We start from the raw sequence: 23,464 nt of genomic DNA on the forward strand, positions 1-23,464 counted from the left end.
TCGTGTGATCGATTTCGTCGGCCGAGGTCCATCCGATCTTGCCGATCAACTATCATTACGCGCTCAAGGATGCCGCGAGGGACGAAAGCCGCAAGACAATGGGCGCGTCGATCCTAAAGCGGTCCGAGCACGACTCCTAGCTTCCTGGCGTACTCACGCTCCCAAAAACTAGTACGCCCCGCGGGTCACTTCAAATTCCTCCGGGTGTGGTCAGTCAAATTCCTCCACCCGCGAGGCAGGACAAGGGACTGTTAGTTTGAGTTTGTTTCCCGGGCAAGAGCTTCAGCGGCTTCTTTGAGCCGATAGCTGCGTCCGTCGAACTCAAGCAGATGGCAATGATGCATAAGGCGATCGAGGATCGTCGTGCTCATAGTGTTGTCCCCAAGGTATGCCCCCCAATCCTGCACGACGCGATTGGAGGTGACGATGACGCTGCGGCGCAGTTTGTAACGCTGATGGATCAGGGTCTGCAGCAAAGTGCCGGCGTCGTCGGGGATGGCGCGTGCGAGGAATAGATCGTCCAGCACGAGGAGATCGCAGTCGATGATGGTTCGCAGCCGGACCTCGCGTTGTGCCGGAGAGTTCAGGGCGTAGCGGTGGAAGAAGTCGTCGGTCTCAAGATACTGGACCTTGTGGCTTTGCAGGATCGCCTGATAGGCAATCGCCTTGGCGATGTGCGACTTCCCGGTGCCAGGTTTGCCAACAAGCAGAGCGTTCTCGCCAGCGGCAATGAACGCCAGGGTGTGGAGCTGGAAGCAGGTCTGACGTGGCAGTTTGGGATTGAAGGACCAGTCGAACTCGGCGAGCGTCAGCTTTTCGTCGAGCCCGGATTGCTGGTATCGCCGCTCGATAAGACGGGACTGACGACGGTCCAGTTCATCCTGCAGGATAAGGGAGAAGGTCTCGAGGAAGGGCTGGTTGGCGCCCTGCGCCTGGAGCACGCGCGTCTGCAGCGTGTCGCGGACACCCGACAGGCGCAGCTGTCGTAGGCAACGCTCAATTTCCGGCATGGTCATCATGTGGCTAGGTCTCCAGTTTAAGGTGAGAAGGTGCAGCGGGAGCGCTCGTGGCGCCGGAGTTGGCCGGGGTTGCGCAGGCGACACGAGCGCGGATTGCCGTGGCGTGATCGTCGTGAGCCTCGGCCTGCCGACCATTGTCGTCGGCGTCGCGCCGCACAGCGCGGCTGAAGAGGTCGCCGTATTCCGCGGGGGTACGGATCAGCGGATGATCCTGGGTGAGCGGCGATGCCGGCTGTGGCGTCACTCCAACCTGCTCGATCGCCTGTTCGAACAACCGCTCGACGGTCGCACGCACGTGCTTGTAGCGGTAGATGCGGTTGTCGATGGCGTGCGCGCAGGCCTGCTCGACCAGCCGCGCCGGATACTTCCGGCCCAGCCCGACAATGCCCCACATCGCGCGCTGTCCGGGGCGCCCTTCGGTGTCGAACACCTGCTGGCACAAGGCCCTGGTCTGCGGTCCGATGCGCTCGGCGCTCGCCAGCAGCACGGCGGTTTGCCGCGACGGGTTGAACGGCCGTTCGCTGGTCGGCAGGACGACAGAACCGGGGTGCGCCATCCGGGAATGAACACGCAGCAGCGCACGGGTGTGGCGATCACGGATCTCGATCGTGGTGGTGTAGATGCGCACGACGACCTGGCTGCCGATCGGCGCGGGCCGCGCGGCGTAATAGCTGTTGTCGACGCGTACGGTGGTGTCGTCGCAGACAGTCCGGACGACTTCGGTGAAGATGCGGAAGGGAGCGACAGGCAGCGGCCGCAGGTGCGGCTTCTCTTCCTGGAACATCGCCTCGACCTGACGGCGCGTGCTGCCGTGGATGCGTTTGGAAGCCCAGTTCTCCTCCCAGTGCCTCAAGAACTCGTTTTGCGCCTCCAGCGTCTCGAAGCGCCGTCCGGCCAGCGCAGTGCCCTGGGTATGTTGAATCGCATTCTCGACGCATCCTTTCCGATTTGGATCGGCCACGCGCGCGGGATCGGCGACCACGGCGTAATGAGCCAGCATCGCGCTGTAAATCGGGTTGAGCTGGGGCTCGTACAAATCCGGCTTGAGGACGCCTTCCTTCAGGTTGTCGAGCACGACATAGCTGGGGACCCCGCCAAAATACCGGAACGCCTCTTCGTGGAGCTGCGCCCAGACTTGTTGGCTGGACTTCCAGACTACCCGCCGGAAGCTGCGCCGCGAGTAGCGTAGCGTCATCACGAACAGGCGGGGACGACGGTACCGCCCGCTCTTCGGATCAACCGTCGGCGCGCCCTCGCCATAGTCGACCTGAGCTTCCTCGCCGGGGAGGAACTCAAGACGATCAAACTGCTCAGGATCAGCGTGCCGCAACCGGCGCACAAACCGCTTGACACTCTGGTAGCTGGACGGAAAGCCAAATTGATCAACCAGGTCCTGGTAAATCGCCTGCGCGTTCCGCTTCAGCCGGACCTGTTCTTCGATCCACGTCCGATGCGCTTCGCAAGCCGAACGGGCCAGGCTGCTGGTGACCGTCGCTTCCGATGTCCCAAAAGCCGGTGGTCGGGGTGGAGGAATTTGGCCGTCCGCGCTCACCGAGCCGGTGGTCACTTCCCCGGGGGAATTTGCCTCCGCACCGGCCCGCAGCGCCTGATAACGCCGGATCGTCTTGCGATCGACACCCGTCAGCCGGTGAATCTCGCGCTGGCTGGTGTTGCGATCAAGTAATGTAAGTACGGTGCTTTGCAGATGTCGCTTCAAGACGTTCAACTCCCCGGCCCCTTGCTGGCTAAAGGGGTCGAACATAAACGTCCTGCCTGACCGGCTACTGCTGTTCAGCGGCGCTGACGGCGATCATCAGGTGGGGGAGTTTCAAGTGACCATACCCGGGGGATTTTGACCGACCCACGGGGTACGAGCTGAACTTGCAACGGCCGGCTGGTTGCCATCAGGCAGCTCGCGGAGTGAAAAGAACACTAGGCTTGAAATCTCACGGCTCATCCAAGCTGAACCAGCTTGTGCTCACCGGGCAGACCACAAAGTTCCGGCACATGCACGTGCCTTGGACGCTAGCTCCGCAATGCAGCGAACCTCGACACTCGTTCGTCCGCCTTCCACCCGAAGTTGACGCGGCACGCTCTTAGTAAGCTCCTGCAGAACAAAGGAATTGCTCCGGCACGCGGCTTGCTACGTTGAGGACGTCATCACCAATCGTCGTGCGGTGATCTTCGGAGCGGCCCCGGCTCGTTATTGGGGGCCTGGTGCTCCGACGATTTGCCGTGCGGCGATACTTAGCGAGCGCGACTACAACTCGGGAAAGTTCAGGGCAATCTTTATGCGATCAAGAGTTCTCTTTTTGGGGGCTGCGACCATGGCGATCGCCACAACGGGTACAGCTATGGCGAACCTCGGGCGAGAAGCCCTGCCACCGTCGGTGTGGAACTGGTCCGGAGGCTACATTGGCGGGCATGTAGGCGGCGGGTACGGTCGAACCTCTTTCACCAATCCGTTCGGCCCACCGATCTACGGCGACGTCGTCGATATTCCCTCCTTCGTCGCAGGTGGCCAAATCGGCTACAATTGGCAGAACAATAGTTGGGTGTACGGCCTCGAACTGGATGCCAGCGCAGCTGTCGCGAGCGGCTCAAACACCTGCCTCGCAGCCTCAGACTTGATTGTAAGCGCAAACTGCAACGCAGCTCCGAACCTCTTTGCGACCGGGACCGGTCGCATCGGTTACGCCTTCGGCTCGCTCGGGCAAACGCTTGCCTATCTCAAGGCAGGTGCAGCCTGGCAAAATAATCGAGGCGACATCGTCAACAACTTTGAAGGGGGCGACCTGCCACAGGAGAAAACCCATTTCGACTATGGCCAAGTTGGTGGCGTCATCGGGCTCGGTGTGGAGCAAGCCCTTACGCCTTCATGGTCGGTGAACGTCGAGTATGACTATCTGCATTTTGGCGGGCCGAGCGTCGCGACCGCTTCGACCGCGAAGTTATCTCCGTCTACGATTTTGCCGGCGAGCACGACCAGCCTGTCCAGCAACTATCACATTGGGAAAATTGGTCTGAACTACCACTTTGGTGCGGACCCAGAAGCCGCACCAAAGTCCGATTCGCCGCTGCATGCGAGATCAGCCGGCAGCGTACCACCCATTCCCTACACGTCCGGTTGGTCGTTCGAAGGGGGCTCGCGGCTCTGGCTGAGCCGGGGAAGATTCCAGTGGGATCAAAGCGCAGTCCCGTATGGCTGGCCTGAAGACCCCAGCATACTGATTTCCAGGCTCACTTATCATGCACTGGACGGACTTTCGGGGGAGGTATTCGGCCGTGTCGACAGTCCCTGGGGAGTGTTCTTGAAGAGTAGCCTTGGTATCGGGTTCTTCAACAAAGGGAAATCGAACGATGAAGATTGGCTGCCCCACGAGGGATACCCCTACCTAAATACTCGTTCAGGCGAGTCAAACGGGCGATTTGCATATTACACGGCCGACGCCGGTTACGATGTCCTGCGCAGTACGAACTACAAGATCGGCGGATTTATAGGCTGGGCCTATTACAGCCAGAGCTCAGACTCGAGGGGTTGCGTTCCGCTCACAAATCCGCAGGACTTTTGTCGTATCAAGCCGAGCGACGATAGGATCGTTGGCAGCCAAGATACTCAATGGAATGCGCCTCGAATCGGCTTGAGCGCCGAAACTATGCTGACCGAGCGCTGGCGCCTGAATGCGGACATCGCTTACCTGCCCTGGACCGACTTCAAGGGCCGCGATAATCATCTCTTGCGCAAAAAGACCACCTTTAGTGAGCAACACGGCAATGGTGGCGGCGGCGTCCAGGTTGAAGGCCTTCTGTCCTACTTTGTCACCAACAATATCAGCCTAGGCGTTGGAGGCCGCTATTGGGCCATGTGGACGAAAAAGGAAGCGGACTCCGCGGACTGCGGAAACGGCTGCGGCTCGCTAGGATTTGCGAACTACAGCATGGAACGGTGGGGTACGTTCTTCCAGGCGTCTTACAAGCTCAACTAAGGGCTTCACTGTTACGAGGCTCCAAACTGCAGATGCTTAGGGGCCGTTCTGAAGTTCGCTGATGGCCCCAGTCCTCGGCGCCCATTCGCCGCCGAGGACTATGTCGCGATCACGCCTGTACACCGGCTTACTTCGATTGCAAACCGCCCGCATGGACAAGGCGAGCGCAACTCCGCTCGCGAACCGGAGCTCGTTTCTGGTGATAAGAGCTCGATCCGTTGACCCGGAATTCGCTCCAAAGCCGATTCCGCGCACCATTGCGAAGGCGCCGACCGACCGGGAAGCCGCGGCCGTTGTCTCATCGCGCGGCGGCCGGAGGCGGGCGCAAAGTGCCTGGCGAAAGATCAACGGCTTATTCACCGAGGGGAGAGTTGAACGGCTGGCGGTCTGCAACGGACGAGCCGCTCACAGAGGAATTCAAGCCGTGGGTACACAGCGTCGATGAGGTTCTGCGCGAGGATCCATCCAGCGCAACGACTCGGGCAGTATTGCTTGGCGAGCTACCCGCCCTTGCATCGCCACGCGAACTCACGCGGGTCATTTCCTTTCATGTAACAGCAGAAGATCACCAGATGGAATGCGAGCCGCGCGTCCTTGCCCCCGATCACCAGACGTGACCAAGGATTCCAGACCGTCCTGATTCCTACACTCCCCGCTATGGCCCGGTCGTCTGCCCCTGCTGGGACCTTCATGAGCAGCATCATCCGACATCAAATTCAGCTTACTGATCGTGTGAAGGGCGAGCGCAAGTTCAGTTTTTGCAATCTGCTCATCGTATTTGCCTGCACTTTGGTGCCCCCCCCCACGGGCAGATCCTCGGCGCTAGAAGTGAATGCGGCCCAATTGGCTGGGGGAGACTAAAGGCAATCGGCATTCGGCCACTTTTCCTCGCCAGCCAAACACGTAACCGGCGGCAGGGCGCCGAGCCCGTATGGAAGGCGCGCCCCCACGATTCCTAAATTCCGCAGCGGGATCTCTCCTGGGCAATCCTGACCGCGGCGAGCCCCAACATCACGTCGCCGGTGAACCCGAAATGGAGACGATAGAGCCACCAGATTGCGCAGCACCGGTCAAGATCGGACAAGGCTAGCCCGCGCCTAATTGCTGCGAGCATCCGCGCCATGGGCTTCATTCCGTGGATCATGTGGAAGCCTCGGCGTCTCGGGGCCGGCGCTCGCCATTCAATGACTTTCCGGGCGGTGGCGGCTCGCTGTCCGGCGCGTGCACCTGCAATAGATTGGGAGCTGAGATTGATGTTCGCCATGACGTTCTTTTCCGGTTTTTGAGGCTGGTTGCACACGCCTATGTGCATGCGATCTTGCGTGACTCTACGGTGGAGCTACTGCTTGCAGAACGCCCAGATTTGGTAGTGTTAAATTGACACGATTTCCTCGACAAATACGCTCACGCAATCCCACTGCTACGCAATCCCACTGCTACGCAAAGCGACTGCGCCACTTGCGACGGTCCTTGCGGCTAGGCGATCTTTGCTGCCACCTCCTTGAGAATACCTTCGCGTCCGCCAAGACAATCCAGCCTCGCACTTGCAGGGCCTCCGCCGTTTCCAAGCAAGTGCTCAACGGGCACCGGTTTCTGCCCAATTTGCCGAACCCAGCCGACATCGAGCGCTGGCTTGCGGCCGAGCCCCGTTTGCCCTGGTAATTCTCGGTCACCTCGCGAAGCACCGCCCCGAGCAGTTCGGCCGCGGCACACCGTCGTGCAGCGCTCACGGGGATCCCTCAGACGCAAAGCAGCCGAGAAGACGATCATCCCGCGCACGGCTAACAGTGCGGCGCTGGCCGGTGATCCCGGGACCGGGGCGCGGCGGCGTGCCTTGGGCACTCCGCGACGCACCCCGGTTCTTCCGATCCCGCGCGCAATGGTGCAACCTCGGACTGGCCCACAGCCGGAGCTGTATCGGTCAAGCGCCAGCAACATCCTCGAGTGAGGCAACACGGCGACAATATTGCCGGCCGGATGACAGGTCGGCACCACGCAGACGAATGGCCAGGATGACCGTGCATCTCGTGCGCTGCCAGCGGGCCCGATGATGCGTACCCGCTGGCGGCTCGAACAATCCACTGCTAAGCGATGAACCGTCTATCCAGGTAAGGACAACCAAAGTGACCGCACGACTCAGACCCAGCGCGATCGGCTCACCGTCAAGTTGGTCTCATACCCGCGTAAGCTTAACGAATCCTCCTTCGGCTAGTTCGGCTTTGTAGGCCCGTCCGTTAAGATGGATGGTCGTGGGGCTATTGGCGGTCGGCATGAAACCTTCTTCGCGCAGCTTGTCTATGAGGGCAGGTGTGGCCCATTGCTGTGGTAGCGGCCTTCCATAGCGTCGGTTCTCCGCGAAGAAGGCTCCGAAGTCCGGTACCCCCGCCCGGCCGGCCCCAAGCACTTGGTCTTCCGCAGGGTTATGAACAAGAAGAACGCGATTACACTCATCCAAACCGGCCGTGTAGCGGTGACCCTGGATTTCATAGGTCATTGTCGGCTGGTCCGAGTCCGGCAAGAGACCCCGGTGGAACAGCCTATCGACCATCGAGTCAGGGGCGATTTGCGAACCGTGTGAAAATCTCTGGGGAGCGGCGAAGGAGACATCTACCGCTTCCTCAGGTGCGGCAGACGATGATGGTCCAGCTTCATTCATGATCTCGCTGAACAAATCATGATCTTCCTGTGTCCAGACGTGCGCTGTCGGTGATTCTGGTGAACGGGCATTATCGATCGGGCTTGGAGCCATAAAGCCCTCCTTTTTGTTAAGAGACCAAAGGCCTCTAGAAGATCTCCCAGAGGGAATGAGCTGAAGTTCGTCACGAATTCCGGCATGGGCAGCTTCGTCATCAAGAGGCCAAGTTCGAGTGTTAGAGAGGCTGGCTTTCGAGAAGCTGACAAAGGTCGAAGAAGAAAGACAAACTCGCGGCTGCATCTACCACGTCTGATGCGATCATCTCCGATCCTGAACTCATTCCACCTCAACTCGCGGTCGGCGCGCAGCTCTGCGTCCTGCATCGTTTCATCTGACGGAAAGCTCGTTAGGAGGTCAGGCGACGCTGACCGCAGCCAGCCCCAGTCCCATACCGAACATGTGCATTTCGATCTCTGTCCGCGACCAGTTGTTCTGGCCTGCACTTGAGCCTATGCTTGGTCCGATAAGCAGAATGACCGCGATAGCCGGGCCAACGCGAGAACAGACGAGAGCGCGATCTGAGAGTCCGGCAAGAGCGGAGCGATCTGTTCACCTGATTAAATGAAGAAAGAAATCGCTCAGACGCAAAGCAGCCCAGACGATCATCCCGCGCACGGCTAAAGGTGCGGCGCTGGCCGATGATCTCGGGACTGCGGCTGCCGCTGCGTTTAATGCGCACTCCGCGATGTCCCCAGTGCGTCCGATCCTGCGCGCCATGATGCAACGTCGGACAGGCCGTCAGCCGGAGCTACATCGGCCAAGCTGAGATTTTCATCGTCAGATGAGGCAATACGATCCGCCAACTTTATCCGGCTGCTATTGATGCTACGCGTCATGCAGATGGCGCTCGCGCCTTGTTGTTGGAAAAGAGGATTCACTCGTGTCCTGATTAAGACAAATCGTTGTAATTGTTGGCGAAGCCGCCGCTGAAATGGCCGTCTTCCTCTAAGCGTCCGCTGGCGAAGAAGCGTAGCCGTTTCTTGCTTGCCCGCCCGGGCACACAAACGCTAGCTTCTGCGTGTGGCGCTATCGATTAGCCTTAGCAGCTCTCCACATGGTTGACCAAGATGGGCGACTCTGAAGCTCGCGCTCACCTAACGACTTGAGATCGGCATTCGTCGGTGTTGCGGCCGAACAGCTGGGCCTTCTCACGTCCTGGACGACGCGCTCGCTCGGGCGATAGCCAAGATGCAAGCGAGCGGCGCGGAACGCATGACGGCCTCGGTCCTGATGGTCGCCAGACGCAAGCGGCTCGGGGGAAAGCGGTTTGCCCGTCCGCTGGCGATCCGGCCGCGACGGAAAGTGGAGCACTGGTGAATGGTGATCTTGCTCGCGCGCAAGAGACCGCCTCGGGCGCGTTGATTGGCAGCATCGTCTAGGCGATGACGCAGCCCCGACTGGCTGTTTAAGGAGCGGACGCAACGCGTGACGCTGAGGTGGCTCGCGTCCTCGTCGATCATGTTCGGCGCCAGCCAGTCTTGTCGCAAACCCGCCACAGCAACGTAATGTCTGCGGCGCCCGACAACTGCACCAGGTTCTCATATTTCTCTTACCGTAAGCGACGTTCGCGTCCCATTCGCAAAGGTTTGGCGTGGGGATTGCAGTCTGTTGATCAACGTGTTTGCAAATCGTTGGCGGGGGGTATGGAGGCGGCAACGACGGAGAATTACGAGGTGCGGCCGAACGACCAGGGCAGGAGCTCGTCGATCCGGGACTGCGGGTGACCGGTTGCGATCGCTTTGAGCGTCGCTTTCATCCAGACGTAGGGCTCCACGCTGTTGATTTTGCAGGTGGCGATGAGCGAAGCTATGCGCGCCCATGAACGACCACCTTCGTCGTGACCAGCAAATAAACTATTTTTACGCGTCAGAGTCAGCGGCCTGATTTGATTTTCGACGGGATTGGTGTCCATCTCAACGCAACCATCGTCGAGAAACAAGGTGAGGCCATCCCAATGGTTCAGGAGATAGGCGATCGCCTTGCCCATCTCGCTGCCCGGCGACAGGCGAGCGGCTTGCTCGCGCAGAAACCTCTCGAGTTCAGCGACGAGCGGCCGTGATCGCTCGTTACGGGTCGTTTGCCGAGCCGGGGCGTCGGCGCCACGGATCTCCTTCTCGATCGCATAGAGTGCGGCGATGCGCGCGAGAACGGCTTCGGCGATGGGTGAGCCGGCTTTCGGAGTCGCTGCGATGATCTTGCGCCTTGAGTGGGACCAACATGCGGCCAGCCGCAGCGGCACGCCGCCTTTGCGCTTGGGCCGTGCGAGCCGATGATAGCCCTGGTATCCGTCGACCTGAAGGATGCCGTCGAAGCCCTCGAGGATGCGCTCAGCATGGTCACCACCGCGTCCTGGCGCGTAGTGGTAGACCACGATTGGTGGATCAGCGCCGCCGTGGCCGCGATCGTCGCGCAGGACAGCCCACAGATAGCCGGTCTTCGTTCGGCCCCGGCCCGGATCGAGCACAGGCGCCCTGGTCTCGTCTATGAACAAGCGGCCCGATTGCTTCATCACGACGCTCATGCGCTCGACCAGCGGCGCGAGGTGGAAGGCGACCGTTCCCATCCAGTCTGCCAGAACGGCGCGATCGATGAAGATGCCATGCCGAGCCAGAACCTGCGACTGACGATAGAGTGGCATGTGCTCGCTGAACTTGGCGACCGCCACCTGCGCCAGCAGCGCCTCGGTGGGGATGCCACCCTCCACGAGATGGGCGGGCGCCGGCGCCTGAGCAACACCGGTGCAGCCCTTTGCGCAGGCGTAGCGCGGTCGCACCGTCTCGATCACACGATACTGGGCGGCCATGACATCGAGACGGCGGGAGCGATCCTCGCCGATCTGGACCATCCGGCCGCAGCCGCAGGGACACTCGAGGTTCTCGGGTTCGATCACCTGCTCGATGCGCGGCAGGTGCGCGGGAAAGGCACGGGCAGCGCGCCTGGTCCGGCGGCTGGACGGCGCCGTGCCGGCGCGGCGCGCACGATCGTCCTGGCGTTCCTGGACTTCGGCGATGGCAATCTCGATGTCCTCGAGAACCAGTTGCATCTGATCGGGATTGAACTTCTCCGAGCGTTTACCGAAACGTGCGCGCTCGTACTCCTTCACGAGCAGTTCGAGGCGTTCGACGCTCTCTTTGGACGCAGCCAGTTCACTCTCGACATGAAGGCGCGCCGAGCATTCATCGTCTGCGCGACGACGCTCGGCTTCAATCATCGCTTCCTGCGCGCGGAAGAGCGCGCGCAAATCGGCGGGCAGCGCTGCAAGACGGGCGGGATCAATGGGGGACGGCGGCACATCCGCAAGCTATCATCCCAAAGCCCCGCGCGAAACAGGTTGTCGGGTCTGAGTCAGTTCGCCGCAGCTGGCGTCGCGACAATCCGTTCGCCCACTCGCTTCCAGTTCAGCCCTTCAAACGAGGGGATTGAGGAATGTCCCTGATAGTGAGTCTGACGAATCATTTCCGGAGGTGGTCGAGGTTGGGGACCCCCACCATCCTTTGTGGGGGCGCTCATATCGAGTGATTAGGAAGATCGGTCAGCGAGGCCGAGGCATTCCCGCTTCGTATGAAGTTGAGTATCGCGCAGGAAGCAGTCTTCTGATTCAAGCAACCGCAATCGAATATTATGAGCAAGAGGCAAATCAGATTAAGCTGAGTATGGAGGCTCTACTCGAGCTTTTATCGACAGCGGATTGTCCCGACGCACATGAGCATGGATCCAGCCGATCTTTGGTCGACGCTGACGCCCGCGCTCCGACGCCAGATCGTCGAAGACGTCGCCGCAATTTTGGCGGAGATCCCTCATGAAGTCCGAGCTGGTCACACCAAGCCACTTGGCGCGCAAAGCCGTAGTCTACATCCGGCAGTCGACGCCCCATCAGGTCGTAAGCAATCAGGAGAGCCTGCGCCTTCAATACGCGCTTCGCCAGCGCGCCCGCGAACTCGGATGGCGTGAGGCGGCCATCGACGTGATTGATGCCGATCTCGGGTTGAGCGGCGCGTCTATAGCACAGCGTAACGGCTTCAAGGAACTCGTTGGCCGTGTTGGCCTGAGTGAAGTGGGACTCATCCTGTCGATCGACGTGACCCGCTTGGCGCGTAATTGTACCGACTGGTATCCGCTCCTGGATATCTGTGGTCTACGTGGCTGCCTGATCGCCGACCGCGATGGTGTCTATGATCCGGGCACTCCCAACGGACGGTTGCTTCTCGGGCTGAAGGGTTCGATCTCCGAGCTTGAGCTACATACGATCCGCAGCCGGCTGACCGCCGGCCTGCTGGCCAAAGCCGAACGCGGCGAACTTGCGGTTATGCTGCCAATCGGGCTGATGCGGGACCCGAGCGGTGTGGTCGTTAAGGATCCCGACATGGCCGTGCAAGGGCGGCTCGGTCTCGTCTTCCAGTTATTCCTGCAGCTGCGCAGCGTTGCCAAGGTCATGCGAGCGTTGAACGAGCGTGACCTGGAACTGCCGCGTCGTGATCGATATGGCGATTTGTGCTGGACGCGCGCGACGCTGGCTGCCGTCGCGGCGATCTTGAAGAACCCCGCATACGCGGGCGCCTTTGTCTATGGACGAACCCGCTTCCGGCCGCCGAAGCGGGAGGGGGCCCTGCCACAAAAGGCTCCGCGGCCGATGGAGGAGTGGCGGATCGTCGTTAAAGATCGATATCCAGCCTATATCGACTGGCCAATTTATGAAAAAATCCGATCCGTCATCAGAGATAACCGAGCCGAATACATGCGCATCAAAACCCGCGGCGCGCCTCGCAATGGCGAGCTCCTGCTCCACGGCATTGCCTGGTGCGCACGATGTGGCCATAAGATGTACGTCCGCTACAAGGGCGGCGGCGAATATGTATGCAATCACCTGCGTACCCAGGAAGGTCAGCCAACCTGCCAACACATCCGCGCCGCCCATATCGATGCAGCCGTTGGCGACGCATTCCTAACCGCACTAGCGCCGGCCGAACTCGATGCCTTGTCGCGCTCCCGCCGGGTGCAGCAGCAGACGAACAATGCGCTACGCTCCAGTGCAGAACGAGAGCTCGAGCGCAAGCGATACACGGCGGCGCTCGCCGAACGGCAGTTCAACCGAGCTGATCCAGATAATCGGTTGGTCGCCTCGGAACTCGAGCGTCGATGGGAAGCGGCGCTAAACGACGTGCGCGCCGCCGAAGAGGCGCTTGCCCGACAGACGCCGCCCAAAGCCATCACACAAGTGGCCATAAGCAAGGAGCTCAACGACAAGGTCATCAGCCTCACCGGCCGCCTCCCGCAGATATGGGGTGACGAGACTATCTCGGATGCGCATCGCAAGGCGTTGTTGCGATGTCTCATCGAAAAGGTCGTTCTCGACCGCGGTGAGCGCGACTTGGCCCTGGCTAGGATCGTCTGGCGGGGAGGCGCCGTGACGGAGCTCGAAGTGAAGATGAGCGTCAACTCCGTCACCAGATTGACGCGAGGCACAGAGATGCGGGAACGCCTTCTGACGCTCGCTCGCGACGGCGTCCCAGACGACAAGATCGCCACAATCCTTACTCGGGAAGGTCACCGCTCTCCCCGTTGCGCCGATAAGGTGCTGCCTATCACCGTTGGGCGGCTCCGTCGTGCCGCCGCCATCAAGGTAACTGCCCAGCGCAGCCGATGGGAGCATGACGACTCATACCTCAGCCCGCCCGAACTGGCCCGAAGGCTCGAGATTCCAGTAAACTGGCTCTATGTTCAGATCCGAACCAAGCGTTTGCTAATTGATCGCCAGCCCAGCGGCGCCTATCTCTTCCCGAATACACCATCCGTTCTTCACGCCATCGGAGACCTTCGAAACCACGTCATCGCGCAACTTGATCTAAGAATCTGTCAGCCTAACAAGGAGGGGCATCAACATGGGTGATCGAACAGCGCTTCGAACTGCACGCGCGTCAGATGCATGACGCCGTCGCTGATCTGCGGCCACTCGAAACGACCATCGCGGCCAAGGCGCTTGTAGACCAAAACGAGGCCCGTGCCGTCCCATAGCAAAATCTTCAGCCGGTCGGCGCGCTTCGAACGAAAAACCACGATCAGGCCCGAATGCGGATCGAGCCCAAGCGTGTTTTGCACAAGACCGGCCAGCGCGTCGTGCCCGCACCGGAAGTCAACAGGACGCACAGCAAGCACAATCCGCAGTCCCTGCGCCGGAATGATCATGCGCCGCGCTCGATCGCAGTCACGATCTCCGCGATCCGCACCGCCGACACGTCCGCATCCAGGCGGACCGAAACCTTGCCAATCGTAATCTCGACGGGCCCCTCGCTCTTGCCTGACGCCACTGGATCGCTCAGCTCGATCGACACGAAATCCGCCGCGTCGTCCGTGACCAATGCGAGCCGGCCAGCACGCGCCAATCTGCGCCACGTCGTCAACTGCTGGGCCTTCACACCATAACGCCGTGCGACATCACATACCCGGGCGTCGGGCTTCATGCTCTCGAAAACAGCGCGCCCCTTGATCTCCGCAGACCATAACCGGCCTCCAGAACGCGTCCGGCGCGTAAGCTTCCCCACAAAGCCATCAGCTTCGGCTTCCTCCCCCGATTGTTCCATCGCCTTCAGTCTCCTCTCGGCTCTCTGACAAGCCAAGGATCGCAGAGCGAAAGCCGAAGCGAAACCAGTCAATCAAATGGGAGAAAAGCTCCGCTTACCTCTTACCGGCCAGGCCCGGGATCAGACCAGAAGTCAAATCGGCCCAGAAAGGCAGGCATTCTTATTGCAGACGTTACCGTGAGGTTTGTAGCGACGCGCTTCAGGCTACATGTGGACAGGCGCAATGGCCGTGAAGGACGAGTTCGGGCAAGCGGACTGCAACTTTGCGCGACCGGTGTCTGGTGGAAATGTTCGGGCCAGGGTTCGCGCTCCAGATCAGGTTGAGGATGGCGAGGCAATTAACTCGAGAGAGGCTGGAGCCGGTCCCCAGTCCGGCAGACGAAGGCTTAACGCGCCGGGCGGTGTTGGGCGCCACCATCGGCAATATGCTCGAATTCTACGACTTCGGCACCTATAGCTTTTTCGCAATACAGATCGGTCAGGCGTTCTTCCCGGCAACCGACCAGTTCGCCAGCCTCATGCTGTCACTCGGAACCTTCGGCGCGGGTTTTGTGACCAGGCCAATCGGGTCCATCGTGCTCGGCTCCTATTCGGATCGGGTTGGCCGCCGGCCTGCCATGACCGCCAGCTTTGCTATAATGAGCGTCGCGGTCCTATTATTGGCCATTACGCCATCGTACGAGACAATAGGATTTGCCGCTCCGTTGCTAGCCATCTTCGCACGCTTGCTGCAGGGCTTTGCTCTCGGAGGCGAAGTCGGTCCAACGACAGCCTACTTGATGGAAGCGGCACCAGCCAAAGCCCGCGGTCTTGCTGTCTCCTTTCAGCCCGCGAGCCAACAGGTCGCTGCGACGGCTGGAGCGTTGGTTGGAGAAATACTCTCGCTCACCATGACAAGTGAGGCGCTCAATGCATACGGATGGCGGATCGCGCTGTTGCTCGGCGCCGTTACTTTGCCGTTCGGACTTTGGCTGCGGAGCGTCCTACCCGAAACGTTTCTCCGCCCGGAGGCGCCGGTTCTGGTCACCCGGCCTGTAAGGCGATCGCCCGCCGCTCGCCGCATCATGAGCTTGGGATTCGTCATCTTGGCCAGCTGCACGATCACTACTTACGTTACGGGATATATGACCACCTACGCCTTGAACACCCTCCACGTATCCGCGCCTCTCGCCTTCGGCGCCACGCTCATCAGCAATATGGCAGGCATTGCTGCGGCGCTGTTGGGCGGCCTGCTCGCCGACCGCGCAGGCCGCCGGCGCATCATGATATGGCCGCAGGCAGCTGCGTTGCTGATGATCTATCCGGTATTCTTGTGGATTGCAGAGAGCCGCAGCGCCTTCGCACTTTTAGGAGGCCTCGGCACGCTCACCCTTATCGGAACGGTTCCGTATAGCGCCTTCTACGTAAGCATGGCCGAGAGTTTGCCCAGGAACATTCGTGGTGGCGCCTTCGGGACGACTTACGCTTTTGCCATAGGCATTTTCGGAGGCACAGCTCAACTGGTCGTCACATGGCTGATCTACTTGACCGGGAGCGCACTCGCGCCCGCCTGGTACATGCTTTTCGCGAGCGCGGCCGGGCTCTTTGCCATGGTGATGATGCCGGAGACGGCGCCACTCAATTTCGAGCGAAACCATAGACGAACATCTGTAACGGCACGATCGCCGCCCTAGTAGCTTAGCCGAACAGGTAAGGATGACATCTGTGACGTCCGAAATGCGAACATCGAGCAGGAGCACGGTATGGGGCTAGCCCGAACAGCAATCTATCCTGAAAACTGGCGCAGCTTGACATCGTGAAGGAGTTCCGGCCGTAACGGCAGCGTCGCGGTCTGAAACGGCTTTCTCCGCTTACCCAACGTTCGCCGATGCTGCAGTTGAACGATCGGGCTGCCGTCACCCGCCGGCTGGAGTGAGCAATGACTCTGATCATCTTTAGAGAACAAGAAGGCGCGGCTCGCACCATCCGCCAGCGTAAACGAACGGCATAAGGATGCGGCCGCTGACGGAGCAGCGGCCGCACGAGGCTCGATCCTCATTCTCTGCTTGATTGTTTTCCGTCGTCAGTGCAGCACGCAGAGCTATGGCTGATTTTGGGTGACGCGGCCTGATCAGGCGGCGTGGCTTTCAGTGTTCGGAATGACTTCGATTCCGTCGATGAACTTTACACCGGCGATGACTTTCGGCAACTGGTTCGTGCTCTTCAATCGCCGCCAGGTCTTCGATGCGGCGTCGATGAGCTTGAACACCATCAGCTTCGCAGTTTGTTGCGACAGCGATCCCTTGGTCCGCACCGTTCGGTGGCGCACCGTGGCGAAGACGCTCTCGATCGGGTTCGAGCTGCGTAGGTGGATCCAGTGCTCAGCAGGGAAGTCGAAGAAGGCGAGCAGCGCATGGCGATCCTTGATCAGGCACTCCACCGCACGTCCGTATTTGACGTGGTATTTCTCGACGAAGACGTCGATCGCGGTTTCAGCTTCGGCCCGGTGTGGGGCCAGATAGATGTTCCGCAGGTCGTTCTTCATGGGGCCCTGCACGGATTTGGCGACCTTGTCGAGTACGTTGCTCACTTTATGGCACCAGCATCGTTGGTGCCGCGTGCCGGGAAAGGCCTCGTCCAGTGCCTTCCAGAAGCCGAGGGCGCCGTCGCCGATGGCGAGTTGCGGGGCAATCCGTAACCCGCGTTGCCGCAGGTCGATCAGGAGTTCGCGCCAGCTCTGCGCGCTCTCGCGCACGCCGACCTGGAAGCCGATCAGCTCCTTCTTGCCTTCCGGCGTGGTGCCAATCAGCACCAGCATGCATTCGCTGTGATCTTCCATGCGGGCCTGCAGGTACACGCCATCGGCCCAGATGTAGACATAGCGACGCGCCGACAGATCGCGTCTCTGCCAGCGTTCGTACTCGACCTGCCAATCGGCCTTCAGGCCGGCGATCACCGAAGGCGACAGGTTCGGCGCATCCTTGCCGAGCAGCGCCGAGAGCGCCTCCTGGAAGTCGCCGGTCGAGATGCCGCGCAAATAGAGGACCGGGATCAAGGCATCCAGGCTCTTCGTCCGCCGCGCCCATAGCGGCAGGATTGCCGAACTGAAGCGGAGGCGGTCGCCTGGCCCGCTCGCTCCGCGGTCGCGGACCTTGGGACGAGCGACCTCCACCGGACCGATGCCGGTCGCAATCTCGCGCACCGGACCGTGCCCATGTCGGACCAGGCGCGCTCGACCGTCGGGCAGCGTCAGATTGGCCGTGCTGGCCAGAAACGCGCCAACCTCGATCTCGATCGCCCTGGCAAGCAGGTCCCGCGCGCCGGCACGAACGATATCGGTCAGTGGATCATCAACCGCGGACGGCTGACGGAAAGCAAGAACATTGGTAGTCTCGGTCATGGCGTATCGCTCTCCTCGAGAGGTTCTGGCAGGCTCGTCACCCGCCTCGATACGCCGCCTTCCTCACACCGTCATCACCCAGATTCCGCCATAGCTCCAGCACGCACGCGGGATCGGTCAAGCAAAAAAACAGATCGCAGATACCATTCAATGGGTCATCGGCGCACTGAGGATACGATGTATCGGCTACCTGCACGCTGGAGGTGAGCGGTTGCGCGGCAACTTCTGCAGCAAATGGAGGTACCGCCGCGGTCGCAAGTGCGAGGGCGCTCGCCGTCACCAAAACTGACTTCTTCATTGGGAGATCGCTTCCCTAGGTTAGCCCCAGCCGTGGTGACGGTCTATATGACGACGCTACAATCGGTAAAATTGATTTTCTTGATCAGATCTATCGACCGAATGGATAAGTTCGGCCATCACCGCATCGCTCCGTCTACCCGCTCGGAACCTGTAGACCTACTTATGATCGGATGCTCGTCGCACCTCCGTCGATGCATTTCTCGGAGCACCCGACTAGGGTCTGTTTGGATTCAGGATTGAACTTCCCAGCCGGAACGATTCAAACTCAATCCGCTGCAGAAATGCCGGGGCCAAACACCTAGTTTTCCGTTAATTTCTCGGCGTCAGCTTACGGACAGCTAAGCTGCTTATCTGCGGAGTCAGGTCTAACGACCTGAAACACAATGCAACCGGCATAGGAGTGTGGTCGTCATGGACGATCGAGTTAACAATATGTCGCATGTTCCATCCTACGATGAGTATCATTACGCTAGTCCGTCTTATTCGTAAAGGACCGGCTCATGCGTCGGCTTTGTCAGCTTTCTGTCAGCTCGTCCAAATAGTAGCTCGTTGTGATGAGAACCAATTACAACAACTGGCCCTCCGACGGGCAAAGTGTGGACCAGCAGCGCGATGCGCTGGCCGGCACTTCTGGCGCAGATGGTGCTGCTTTTACGGCCGCTTTAGCTGCTGGACCAGCGTCTTCCGCTTTTGACAAGAGGACAGGTGTGTCAGTCCGCCTACACAGAGTAAGTAGCAATATTGGCAACGCCCAAAGTGTTTCTTTGTTTACTGATGCCAATGAACGCAATAAGGTGGGAGCGATGACCGTGGCGCCGGGGCGCAACAGTTTGCGAATTCTCAGCATAGAAAATCTCGGCCGGTCGAGGTACAAAGGGGTCGGGACGGCTATGATTGAAGTCGCCGATCATACTAGGCAGTCCGCGGGCCTTTCCAAGCTATCCCTTCTCTCTCAAGATGAAGGAGCTTCAGCATTTTTCTACAAGAAGGGATTCCGGTTTGCGGACGAGGGCAAGAATGCGGAAATGCGGACTGTCATTTCCAATCCACGATACGTCTCAGATGAAATTCTTATGGGCGAGATGGAGCGCTAGCCCGTCTTATTCGTAAGAGTGCGCCTGAGGGCTGGCGAGCGTGGTGTAAAGCGCTGATGCGGCGTAGGATTCGGTTGCGAAGCCACCCCATCACCTTAAACCACGCCCGCCATGACCGATGATACGATTCTGCCATCCTCGTTTCCAGCCGTTCACGCCAAGAAAGTCACAGCTGCCTTCGATGGCGGTCGATCCACGTCTACGACACGGATAAGAGCCGGCCCGTGGCCGTCGTGCTGCGGCCCGGCAAGACGCCGGGCGGCGTCGAGGTGCGTGCCCATCTGCGCCGCCTGGTACGGCATATCCGCACGCGATGGCACAACACGCAAATTACGTTCCGTGGCGACGGGCACTATGCCCGGCCGGAGGCCATGGCGTGGTGCGAGACCAACGGCATCGACTACATCTTCGGTCTGTCCGGCACCAAGCCTCTCGCCAGAAAAGTCGACGAGGTCGCCGACGACATCCGCACGCGACGCGCCATCGAGAACCTGCCGGTTCTGCGTGGCTATACCGAGACGCGCCACAAGGCAAAGTCCTGGGATCGCGAACGGCGCACTGTCGCCCGTATTGAGGCGACCATGCTCGGCCTCGACATCCGTTTCGTCGTCACCAGCCTCGATGTCGGCTCGGCCGAGTGGATCTACGACAGCCTGTATTGCGCGCGCGGCCAAGCCGAGAATCTGATCAAGCTGCATAAGACGCAGCTCGCCTCCGACCGCACCAGCTGCCGTTCGGCGCTCGCCAACCAGGTCCGTCTCGTGCTCCATACGGCCGCTTATTGGCTGATGCTGACCGTGCGCGACGCCATTCCCAAAGCCCGGGAATTGGCCGCTGCCGAGTTCGCGACGCTGCGTCTTCGGCTCTTGAAAATCGCTGCCCGTGTGGTCGAGACCACGAGCCGCATTCGCCTTGCGTTCGCCGCGGCATGTCCCGAAGCCGACCTGATCCGCTGCTTGCCCGGCGCGCTGCTGCCGCTCAGTCCTTGACCGGCGGGGCGTCCGCCCCCCGTTCGCCCAACCTATACCTCAAGCGCGTTGCAAAGTACGGGTCGTCAGGCGGTGAAAAGCCGAAGGCAATCCTGTGCGCCTCGTCAGACAAGATGTTCGGCCGCATCAATCGGGCCCCAAAGTCGCACTCTCACGAATAGGACGGGCTAGCATTGTTAGGAGGTTTGTGCATGTGCACATGATGCGCGCCGACTCGAACGACGGCCAGGCGCGGAGACGTGACCATAGGAGACGTCCGTGAAATCTTGGACGGACTTCGCTGCAGGCTCTCCGATTGATCGATATCGTACAGATTCGTCGCACTCTCAGGATTGCTGGCTTCTTCAAGAATGCAGGTGCTTTGAATGAAGGATGGGGAATGCCATGGGTGTGCTGGTTTCCGCTCGATCTCGCCCACCGTTCCGATTTGGTGTCGCCCGCCATGCCCAATCGCTTTTCTTAGCTGCGGCTGAAGTTCGTGCATGGTTTCCTCGGCGCGCCCGGTTCTGCTGCTTCTTCCTCGCACGTGCGTCAGGCATTTCCTGGCATTGGACGGGGTCTTCTCGGCATAACGCATTGCAAGCTCGTCAGGCTCCAAGCTCTTCTCAGGCAATTGCAGACGCGACAACCACAAGCAGTTCTGCCCGCAGCAGCCCATTACCCTTGCCGTCCCACCAAGCCTGGTAGGTGCGATCACGGGTCGTTTCGGGGATGATCCGACGCGAGTAAAGGTGCAACAACGGCTACAGCTATCAACTAGGAAATACGAGCGTCGGCCTCCAAAGAACGGAAGCCGGATTTCCTATGGCGACTGGTTTCACCAGCCAGCGGTGGCGAGAACTGTTTCCCGGACGGACTGATGTCACATCAATCGTGGATTTTCAGGTTGCACATCCGCTCGTCGGTAACGCCGGCGATATTCTGCTCGAGCACCAACTAGGGCGAGACGGCGAACGGCCGCTAGTGAACTGGCGTCCTGCCAATGACGAAGCGAGAGCCCGTGCAGAACAACTGGGCTTCGTTCATGTGGATCCCGATGATATGGTACTTGATCCCACCCAGTCCAAACAGTGGAGATATAGGGATGGTGAATGGCAGCGCGCAACCAATTCTTCGATGTATCTCTCCAAAGCGTCGAGCGATGATGAACCTTCATCAGAGCCCGACTCGGATGGAGACTTCATGTGACGTGAGATCTCTACCAATCCATTTGAGGTGGAGCAGAGCGCAGACCAACCGACACCTGCGGCTTACGATCGAGCCTTGGACGGAGCGAAGCCCAAGCCAATTCGGCTCAAGCCGTGAGGTGCACTGTACTGGCGGCGGTTTACGAGAGCTGGTGCCTATAATAGCACAAAAGAAAACCCCGGCTTCCAGCCGGAGTTTTCGACTCCCGCCCGGGCGGGAGGAGCGGATTGCCTATGGCAGGCGCCAGCGTCATTGTGTCCTGGCCATCAGAATGGCTCGGGATCTTTCCGGGTTGCCTGGGTGAGGAGGGTTTCGTTGGCCGTTTTCTTCGTAGGCGTCTCGAGAAGTGTCGGGCCAACTCATCGAGCAACGAGACCATCCACCCGGGCTCGCCGGCATTGGATGCGAAGATCAAAAAATGGAGCAGATGTCAGGACAACTACCTTGCCTTCGTTCAACTCGCGTCAGTCAGGCTATGGCTGCGCCTTAATGAATCCGCGCCCTAACACTACTTTGGCAGATTGTTAGAATTGGGCTTTTTATTAGGATTCTCATCCTGGCTTGGTTGTGATTCAAGCTTGGGATGGACCGATTCGTTTTGACTGACGCCCAATGGGCGAAGATGGAGCCGCTGTGTCTTGGCAAGCCGGGCGATCCCGGCCGGAGCGGCAAGCTGTTTGTCGAAGCCGCGCTGTGGATTGCCCGCACGGGCAGTCCGTGGCGCGATCTTCCGCGCGCCTTCGGCAACTGGATAACTGCGTACACGCGCTTTCGCGACTGGGCGAAGGCGGGCGTCTGGAAGCGCATGTTTGATGCGGTCTCAGACGAGCCGGACATGGAATATGTCATGGTCTGTAGAAGTTTCGACTTAATCTGACGGCAAGGTTTGAACTGGCAGGGAATGGAGCTGCGGGCGAGCAGGAGCGCTCACCCAAAGGGCGCTCCCGCGCAGCCCGCGGCGTCTCACAGGGAGACGTTACCATGACCCAGGAACAGAAGTCATTCGCGCGAAAGTCGGCATGCTGGAATTGGCCAAGCAGCTCGGCAACGTCAGCCAGGCTTGCCGGATGATGGGCTATAGCCGCGACAGCTTCTACCGGTTCAAGGAACTGTACAACAAGGGCGGCGAGCTGGCGCTGATTGAGATCAGCCGCAAGAAACCGGTCCTGAAGAACCGTGTCGCGCCGGAGGTCGAGGCAGCCGTCGTTGAGCTGGCGATCGACCAGCCGGCCTGGGGTCAGGTGCGGGTCAGCAATGAGCTCAGGAGCCGCGGCCTGTCGATCTCCCCGTTCGGCGTGCGGGCGGTGTGGCTGCGTCACGACCTCGCCAACGTCAAGAAGCGGCTGACGGCGCTGGAGGCCAAGATGGCCCAGGACGGCCTGGTGCTGACCGAGGCCCAGCTCGTTGCGTTGGAAAGGGCCAAGTCCGAGAAGGAGGCGCACGGCGAGTTCGAGAGCGAGTGCCCCGGCTATTGCGGTGCGCAGGACACCTTCTATGTCAGCAACATGAAGGGGGTCGGGCGGATCTATCAGCAGACCTTCATTGACACCTACAGTAAGGTGGCGTTCGCCAAGCTGTATGATCGCAAGACGCCGATCACGGCGGCCGAACTGTTGAATGATCGCGTGGTGCCGTTTTTCGATGCGCGGGGCATCCCGCTAAACCGGATCCTGACCGACCGCGGCACCGAGTATTGCGGCAATCCGGAGCATCACGAATATGAGCTCTACCTCGCCGTCGAAGACATCGATCACACCCGCACCAAGACGAGGAGCCCACAGACCAACGGCATTGTCGAGCGCTTCCACCGCACCGTGCTCGAGGAGTTCTATCGCGTCGTGTTCCGCAAGAAGATCTATCCGAGCATCACTGCCTTGCAGAGCGATCTCGATGAGTGGATCGCTGCCTACAATGAGGTGCGCCCACATCAGGGGCGCTGGTGCTACGGCAAGACGCCGATGCAAACTTTGCGTGACGCAAGTGCTCTGTCGAGAGAAAAATTGTTGCCGGCTGCGTGGGGTCGCACATGAAACCTTTGTCGGACACCTGCCGCGACAAAGCACTCGCTGTCAGCTCAAGTCCCTTCTTTTACAAAGTTTTCCGTCTTGCAACACTCAGCGGCCTACATTCTCATCCGAGCGCCGATGTTCGCCACACCCCGCAATGGCAAGCTTGCTTGCGCGCCGATTGGCGATCCTCCGGACTGCGGGCTGATAACCCTCCCGAAAGGAGTGTT

15 protein-coding genes and 1 pseudogene are annotated in these 23,464 nt (G+C 60.0%); 8 read left to right on the plus strand and 8 right to left on the minus strand.

Features of this window, described 5'->3' with window-relative positions; genetic code table 11:
• Window positions 1–251 precede the first annotated feature (251 nt).
• On the minus strand, window positions 252–1,019 hold the full coding sequence (istB, locus tag J4G43_RS44545; protein WP_038952109.1) for an IS21-like element IS1631 family helper ATPase IstB: 768 nt from the start codon (window positions 1,017–1,019) through the stop codon (window positions 252–254).
• Between the two features lie 4 nt (window positions 1,020–1,023).
• A complete protein-coding gene (istA, locus tag J4G43_RS44550) occupies window positions 1,024–2,781 on the minus strand; it encodes an IS21-like element IS1631 family transposase (RefSeq protein ID WP_100214066.1) in 1,758 nt (585 codons plus the stop codon).
• A 565-nt stretch (window positions 2,782–3,346) separates the two neighbouring features.
• Here istA and J4G43_RS44555 point away from each other — a divergent pair.
• Window positions 3,347–5,005: an outer membrane beta-barrel protein gene (locus tag J4G43_RS44555; RefSeq protein WP_225005490.1), complete on the plus strand. Its 1,659-nt coding sequence runs from the start codon at window positions 3,347–3,349 to the stop codon at window positions 5,003–5,005.
• Window positions 5,006–7,178: 2,173 nt separating this feature from the next.
• On the opposite strand, the gene J4G43_RS44560 is transcribed toward J4G43_RS44555, so the two are convergent.
• Window positions 7,179–7,940: a hypothetical protein gene (locus J4G43_RS44560; protein ID WP_225005492.1), complete on the minus strand. Its 762-nt coding sequence runs from the start codon at window positions 7,938–7,940 to the stop codon at window positions 7,179–7,181.
• Window positions 7,941–9,366: 1,426 nt separating this feature from the next.
• Window positions 9,367–10,911 carry an IS66 family transposase gene (tnpC, locus tag J4G43_RS44565; RefSeq protein WP_224517700.1) on the minus strand — a complete coding sequence of 515 codons (1,545 nt, stop codon included), beginning with the start codon at window positions 10,909–10,911 and terminating at the stop codon, window positions 9,367–9,369.
• Between the two features lie 588 nt (window positions 10,912–11,499).
• Here tnpC and J4G43_RS44570 point away from each other — a divergent pair.
• Window positions 11,500–13,587 (plus strand): recombinase family protein, encoded by a 2,088-nt coding sequence (locus J4G43_RS44570; RefSeq protein WP_049810452.1) that lies wholly within the window; start codon window positions 11,500–11,502, stop codon window positions 13,585–13,587.
• On the opposite strand, the gene tnpB is transcribed toward J4G43_RS44570, so the two are convergent.
• Together tnpB and J4G43_RS44580 are read right to left on the minus strand one after the other, a co-directional pair.
• A complete protein-coding gene (gene tnpB / locus J4G43_RS44575) occupies window positions 13,575–13,883 on the minus strand; it encodes an IS66 family insertion sequence element accessory protein TnpB (protein ID WP_060907863.1) in 309 nt (102 codons plus the stop codon). The genes J4G43_RS44570 and tnpB overlap by 13 nt on opposite strands.
• Window positions 13,880–14,278 carry a transposase gene (locus J4G43_RS44580; protein ID WP_026192391.1) on the minus strand — a complete coding sequence of 133 codons (399 nt, stop codon included), beginning with the start codon at window positions 14,276–14,278 and terminating at the stop codon, window positions 13,880–13,882. Before J4G43_RS44580 ends, tnpB begins: the two co-directional genes overlap by 4 nt.
• A gap of 326 nt (window positions 14,279–14,604) precedes the next feature.
• Between J4G43_RS44580 and J4G43_RS44585 the strand changes: the two genes are divergently transcribed.
• Window positions 14,605–15,951 (plus strand): citrate-proton symporter, encoded by a 1,347-nt coding sequence (locus tag J4G43_RS44585; RefSeq protein ID WP_208088651.1) that lies wholly within the window; start codon window positions 14,605–14,607, stop codon window positions 15,949–15,951.
• A gap of 437 nt (window positions 15,952–16,388) precedes the next feature.
• On the opposite strand, the gene J4G43_RS44590 is transcribed toward J4G43_RS44585, so the two are convergent.
• Entirely contained in the window at window positions 16,389–17,657 is a 1,269-nt protein-coding gene (locus J4G43_RS44590) for an IS256 family transposase (protein WP_038952271.1), read from the minus strand.
• Between the two features lie 854 nt (window positions 17,658–18,511).
• Between J4G43_RS44590 and J4G43_RS44595 the strand changes: the two genes are divergently transcribed.
• On the plus strand, window positions 18,512–19,051 hold the full coding sequence (locus J4G43_RS44595; RefSeq protein ID WP_014498653.1) for a GNAT family N-acetyltransferase: 540 nt from the start codon (window positions 18,512–18,514) through the stop codon (window positions 19,049–19,051).
• A 191-nt stretch (window positions 19,052–19,242) separates the two neighbouring features.
• Window positions 19,243–20,040 (plus strand): annotated as a pseudogene (locus J4G43_RS44600) (IS1380 family transposase); the annotation flags it as partial.
• 151 nt (window positions 20,041–20,191) lie between these two features.
• Here the strand turns inward: J4G43_RS44600 and J4G43_RS44605 are convergent.
• Window positions 20,192–20,737 (minus strand): hypothetical protein, encoded by a 546-nt coding sequence (locus J4G43_RS44605; RefSeq protein ID WP_208088652.1) that lies wholly within the window; start codon window positions 20,735–20,737, stop codon window positions 20,192–20,194.
• Between the two features lie 107 nt (window positions 20,738–20,844).
• Between J4G43_RS44605 and J4G43_RS44610 the strand changes: the two genes are divergently transcribed.
• The 3 genes from J4G43_RS44610 to J4G43_RS44620 all read left to right on the plus strand — a co-directional run bounded on the left by J4G43_RS44610 (window position 20,845) and on the right by J4G43_RS44620 (window position 23,258).
• The gene (locus J4G43_RS44610; protein ID WP_011084664.1) at window positions 20,845–21,228 is read left to right on the plus strand and encodes a hypothetical protein; all 384 of its coding nucleotides are present in this window, start codon (window positions 20,845–20,847) and stop codon (window positions 21,226–21,228) included.
• Between the two features lie 583 nt (window positions 21,229–21,811).
• A complete protein-coding gene (locus J4G43_RS44615; RefSeq protein WP_011084662.1) occupies window positions 21,812–22,105 on the plus strand; it encodes an IS5 family transposase in 294 nt (97 codons plus the stop codon).
• Between the two features lie 142 nt (window positions 22,106–22,247).
• Window positions 22,248–23,258: an IS481 family transposase gene (locus J4G43_RS44620; protein ID WP_208088654.1), complete on the plus strand. Its 1,011-nt coding sequence runs from the start codon at window positions 22,248–22,250 to the stop codon at window positions 23,256–23,258.
• Window positions 23,259–23,464: the final 206 nt, after the last annotated feature.

The organism is Bradyrhizobium barranii subsp. barranii, from assembly GCF_017565645.3.
GTDB lineage: Bacteria > Pseudomonadota > Alphaproteobacteria > Rhizobiales > Xanthobacteraceae > Bradyrhizobium > Bradyrhizobium barranii.

Bases quoted from the DNA above. Each gene is read 5' to 3' on its own strand.
- istB (WP_038952109.1), bottom strand. From the start codon at position 1,019: ATGATGACCATGCCGGAAATTGAGCGTTGCCTACGACAGCTGCGCCTG.
- istA (WP_100214066.1), bottom strand. From the start codon at position 2,781: ATGTTCGACCCCTTTAGCCAGCAAGGGGCCGGGGAGTTGAACGTCTTG.
- J4G43_RS44555 (WP_225005490.1), top strand. From the start codon at position 3,347: ATGGCGATCGCCACAACGGGTACAGCTATGGCGAACCTCGGGCGAGAA.
- J4G43_RS44560 (WP_225005492.1), bottom strand. From the start codon at position 7,940: ATGCAGCCGCGAGTTTGTCTTTCTTCTTCGACCTTTGTCAGCTTCTCG.
- tnpC (WP_224517700.1), bottom strand. From the start codon at position 10,911: ATGATTGAAGCCGAGCGTCGTCGCGCAGACGATGAATGCTCGGCGCGC.
- J4G43_RS44570 (WP_049810452.1), top strand. From the start codon at position 11,500: ATGAAGTCCGAGCTGGTCACACCAAGCCACTTGGCGCGCAAAGCCGTA.
- tnpB (WP_060907863.1), bottom strand. From the start codon at position 13,883: ATGATCATTCCGGCGCAGGGACTGCGGATTGTGCTTGCTGTGCGTCCT.
- J4G43_RS44580 (WP_026192391.1), bottom strand. From the start codon at position 14,278: ATGGAACAATCGGGGGAGGAAGCCGAAGCTGATGGCTTTGTGGGGAAG.
- J4G43_RS44585 (WP_208088651.1), top strand. From the start codon at position 14,605: ATGGCGAGGCAATTAACTCGAGAGAGGCTGGAGCCGGTCCCCAGTCCG.
- J4G43_RS44590 (WP_038952271.1), bottom strand. From the start codon at position 17,657: ATGACCGAGACTACCAATGTTCTTGCTTTCCGTCAGCCGTCCGCGGTT.
- J4G43_RS44595 (WP_014498653.1), top strand. From the start codon at position 18,512: ATGAGAACCAATTACAACAACTGGCCCTCCGACGGGCAAAGTGTGGAC.
- J4G43_RS44610 (WP_011084664.1), top strand. From the start codon at position 20,845: ATGGCGACTGGTTTCACCAGCCAGCGGTGGCGAGAACTGTTTCCCGGA.
- J4G43_RS44615 (WP_011084662.1), top strand. From the start codon at position 21,812: ATGGACCGATTCGTTTTGACTGACGCCCAATGGGCGAAGATGGAGCCG.
- J4G43_RS44620 (WP_208088654.1), top strand. From the start codon at position 22,248: ATGCTGGAATTGGCCAAGCAGCTCGGCAACGTCAGCCAGGCTTGCCGG.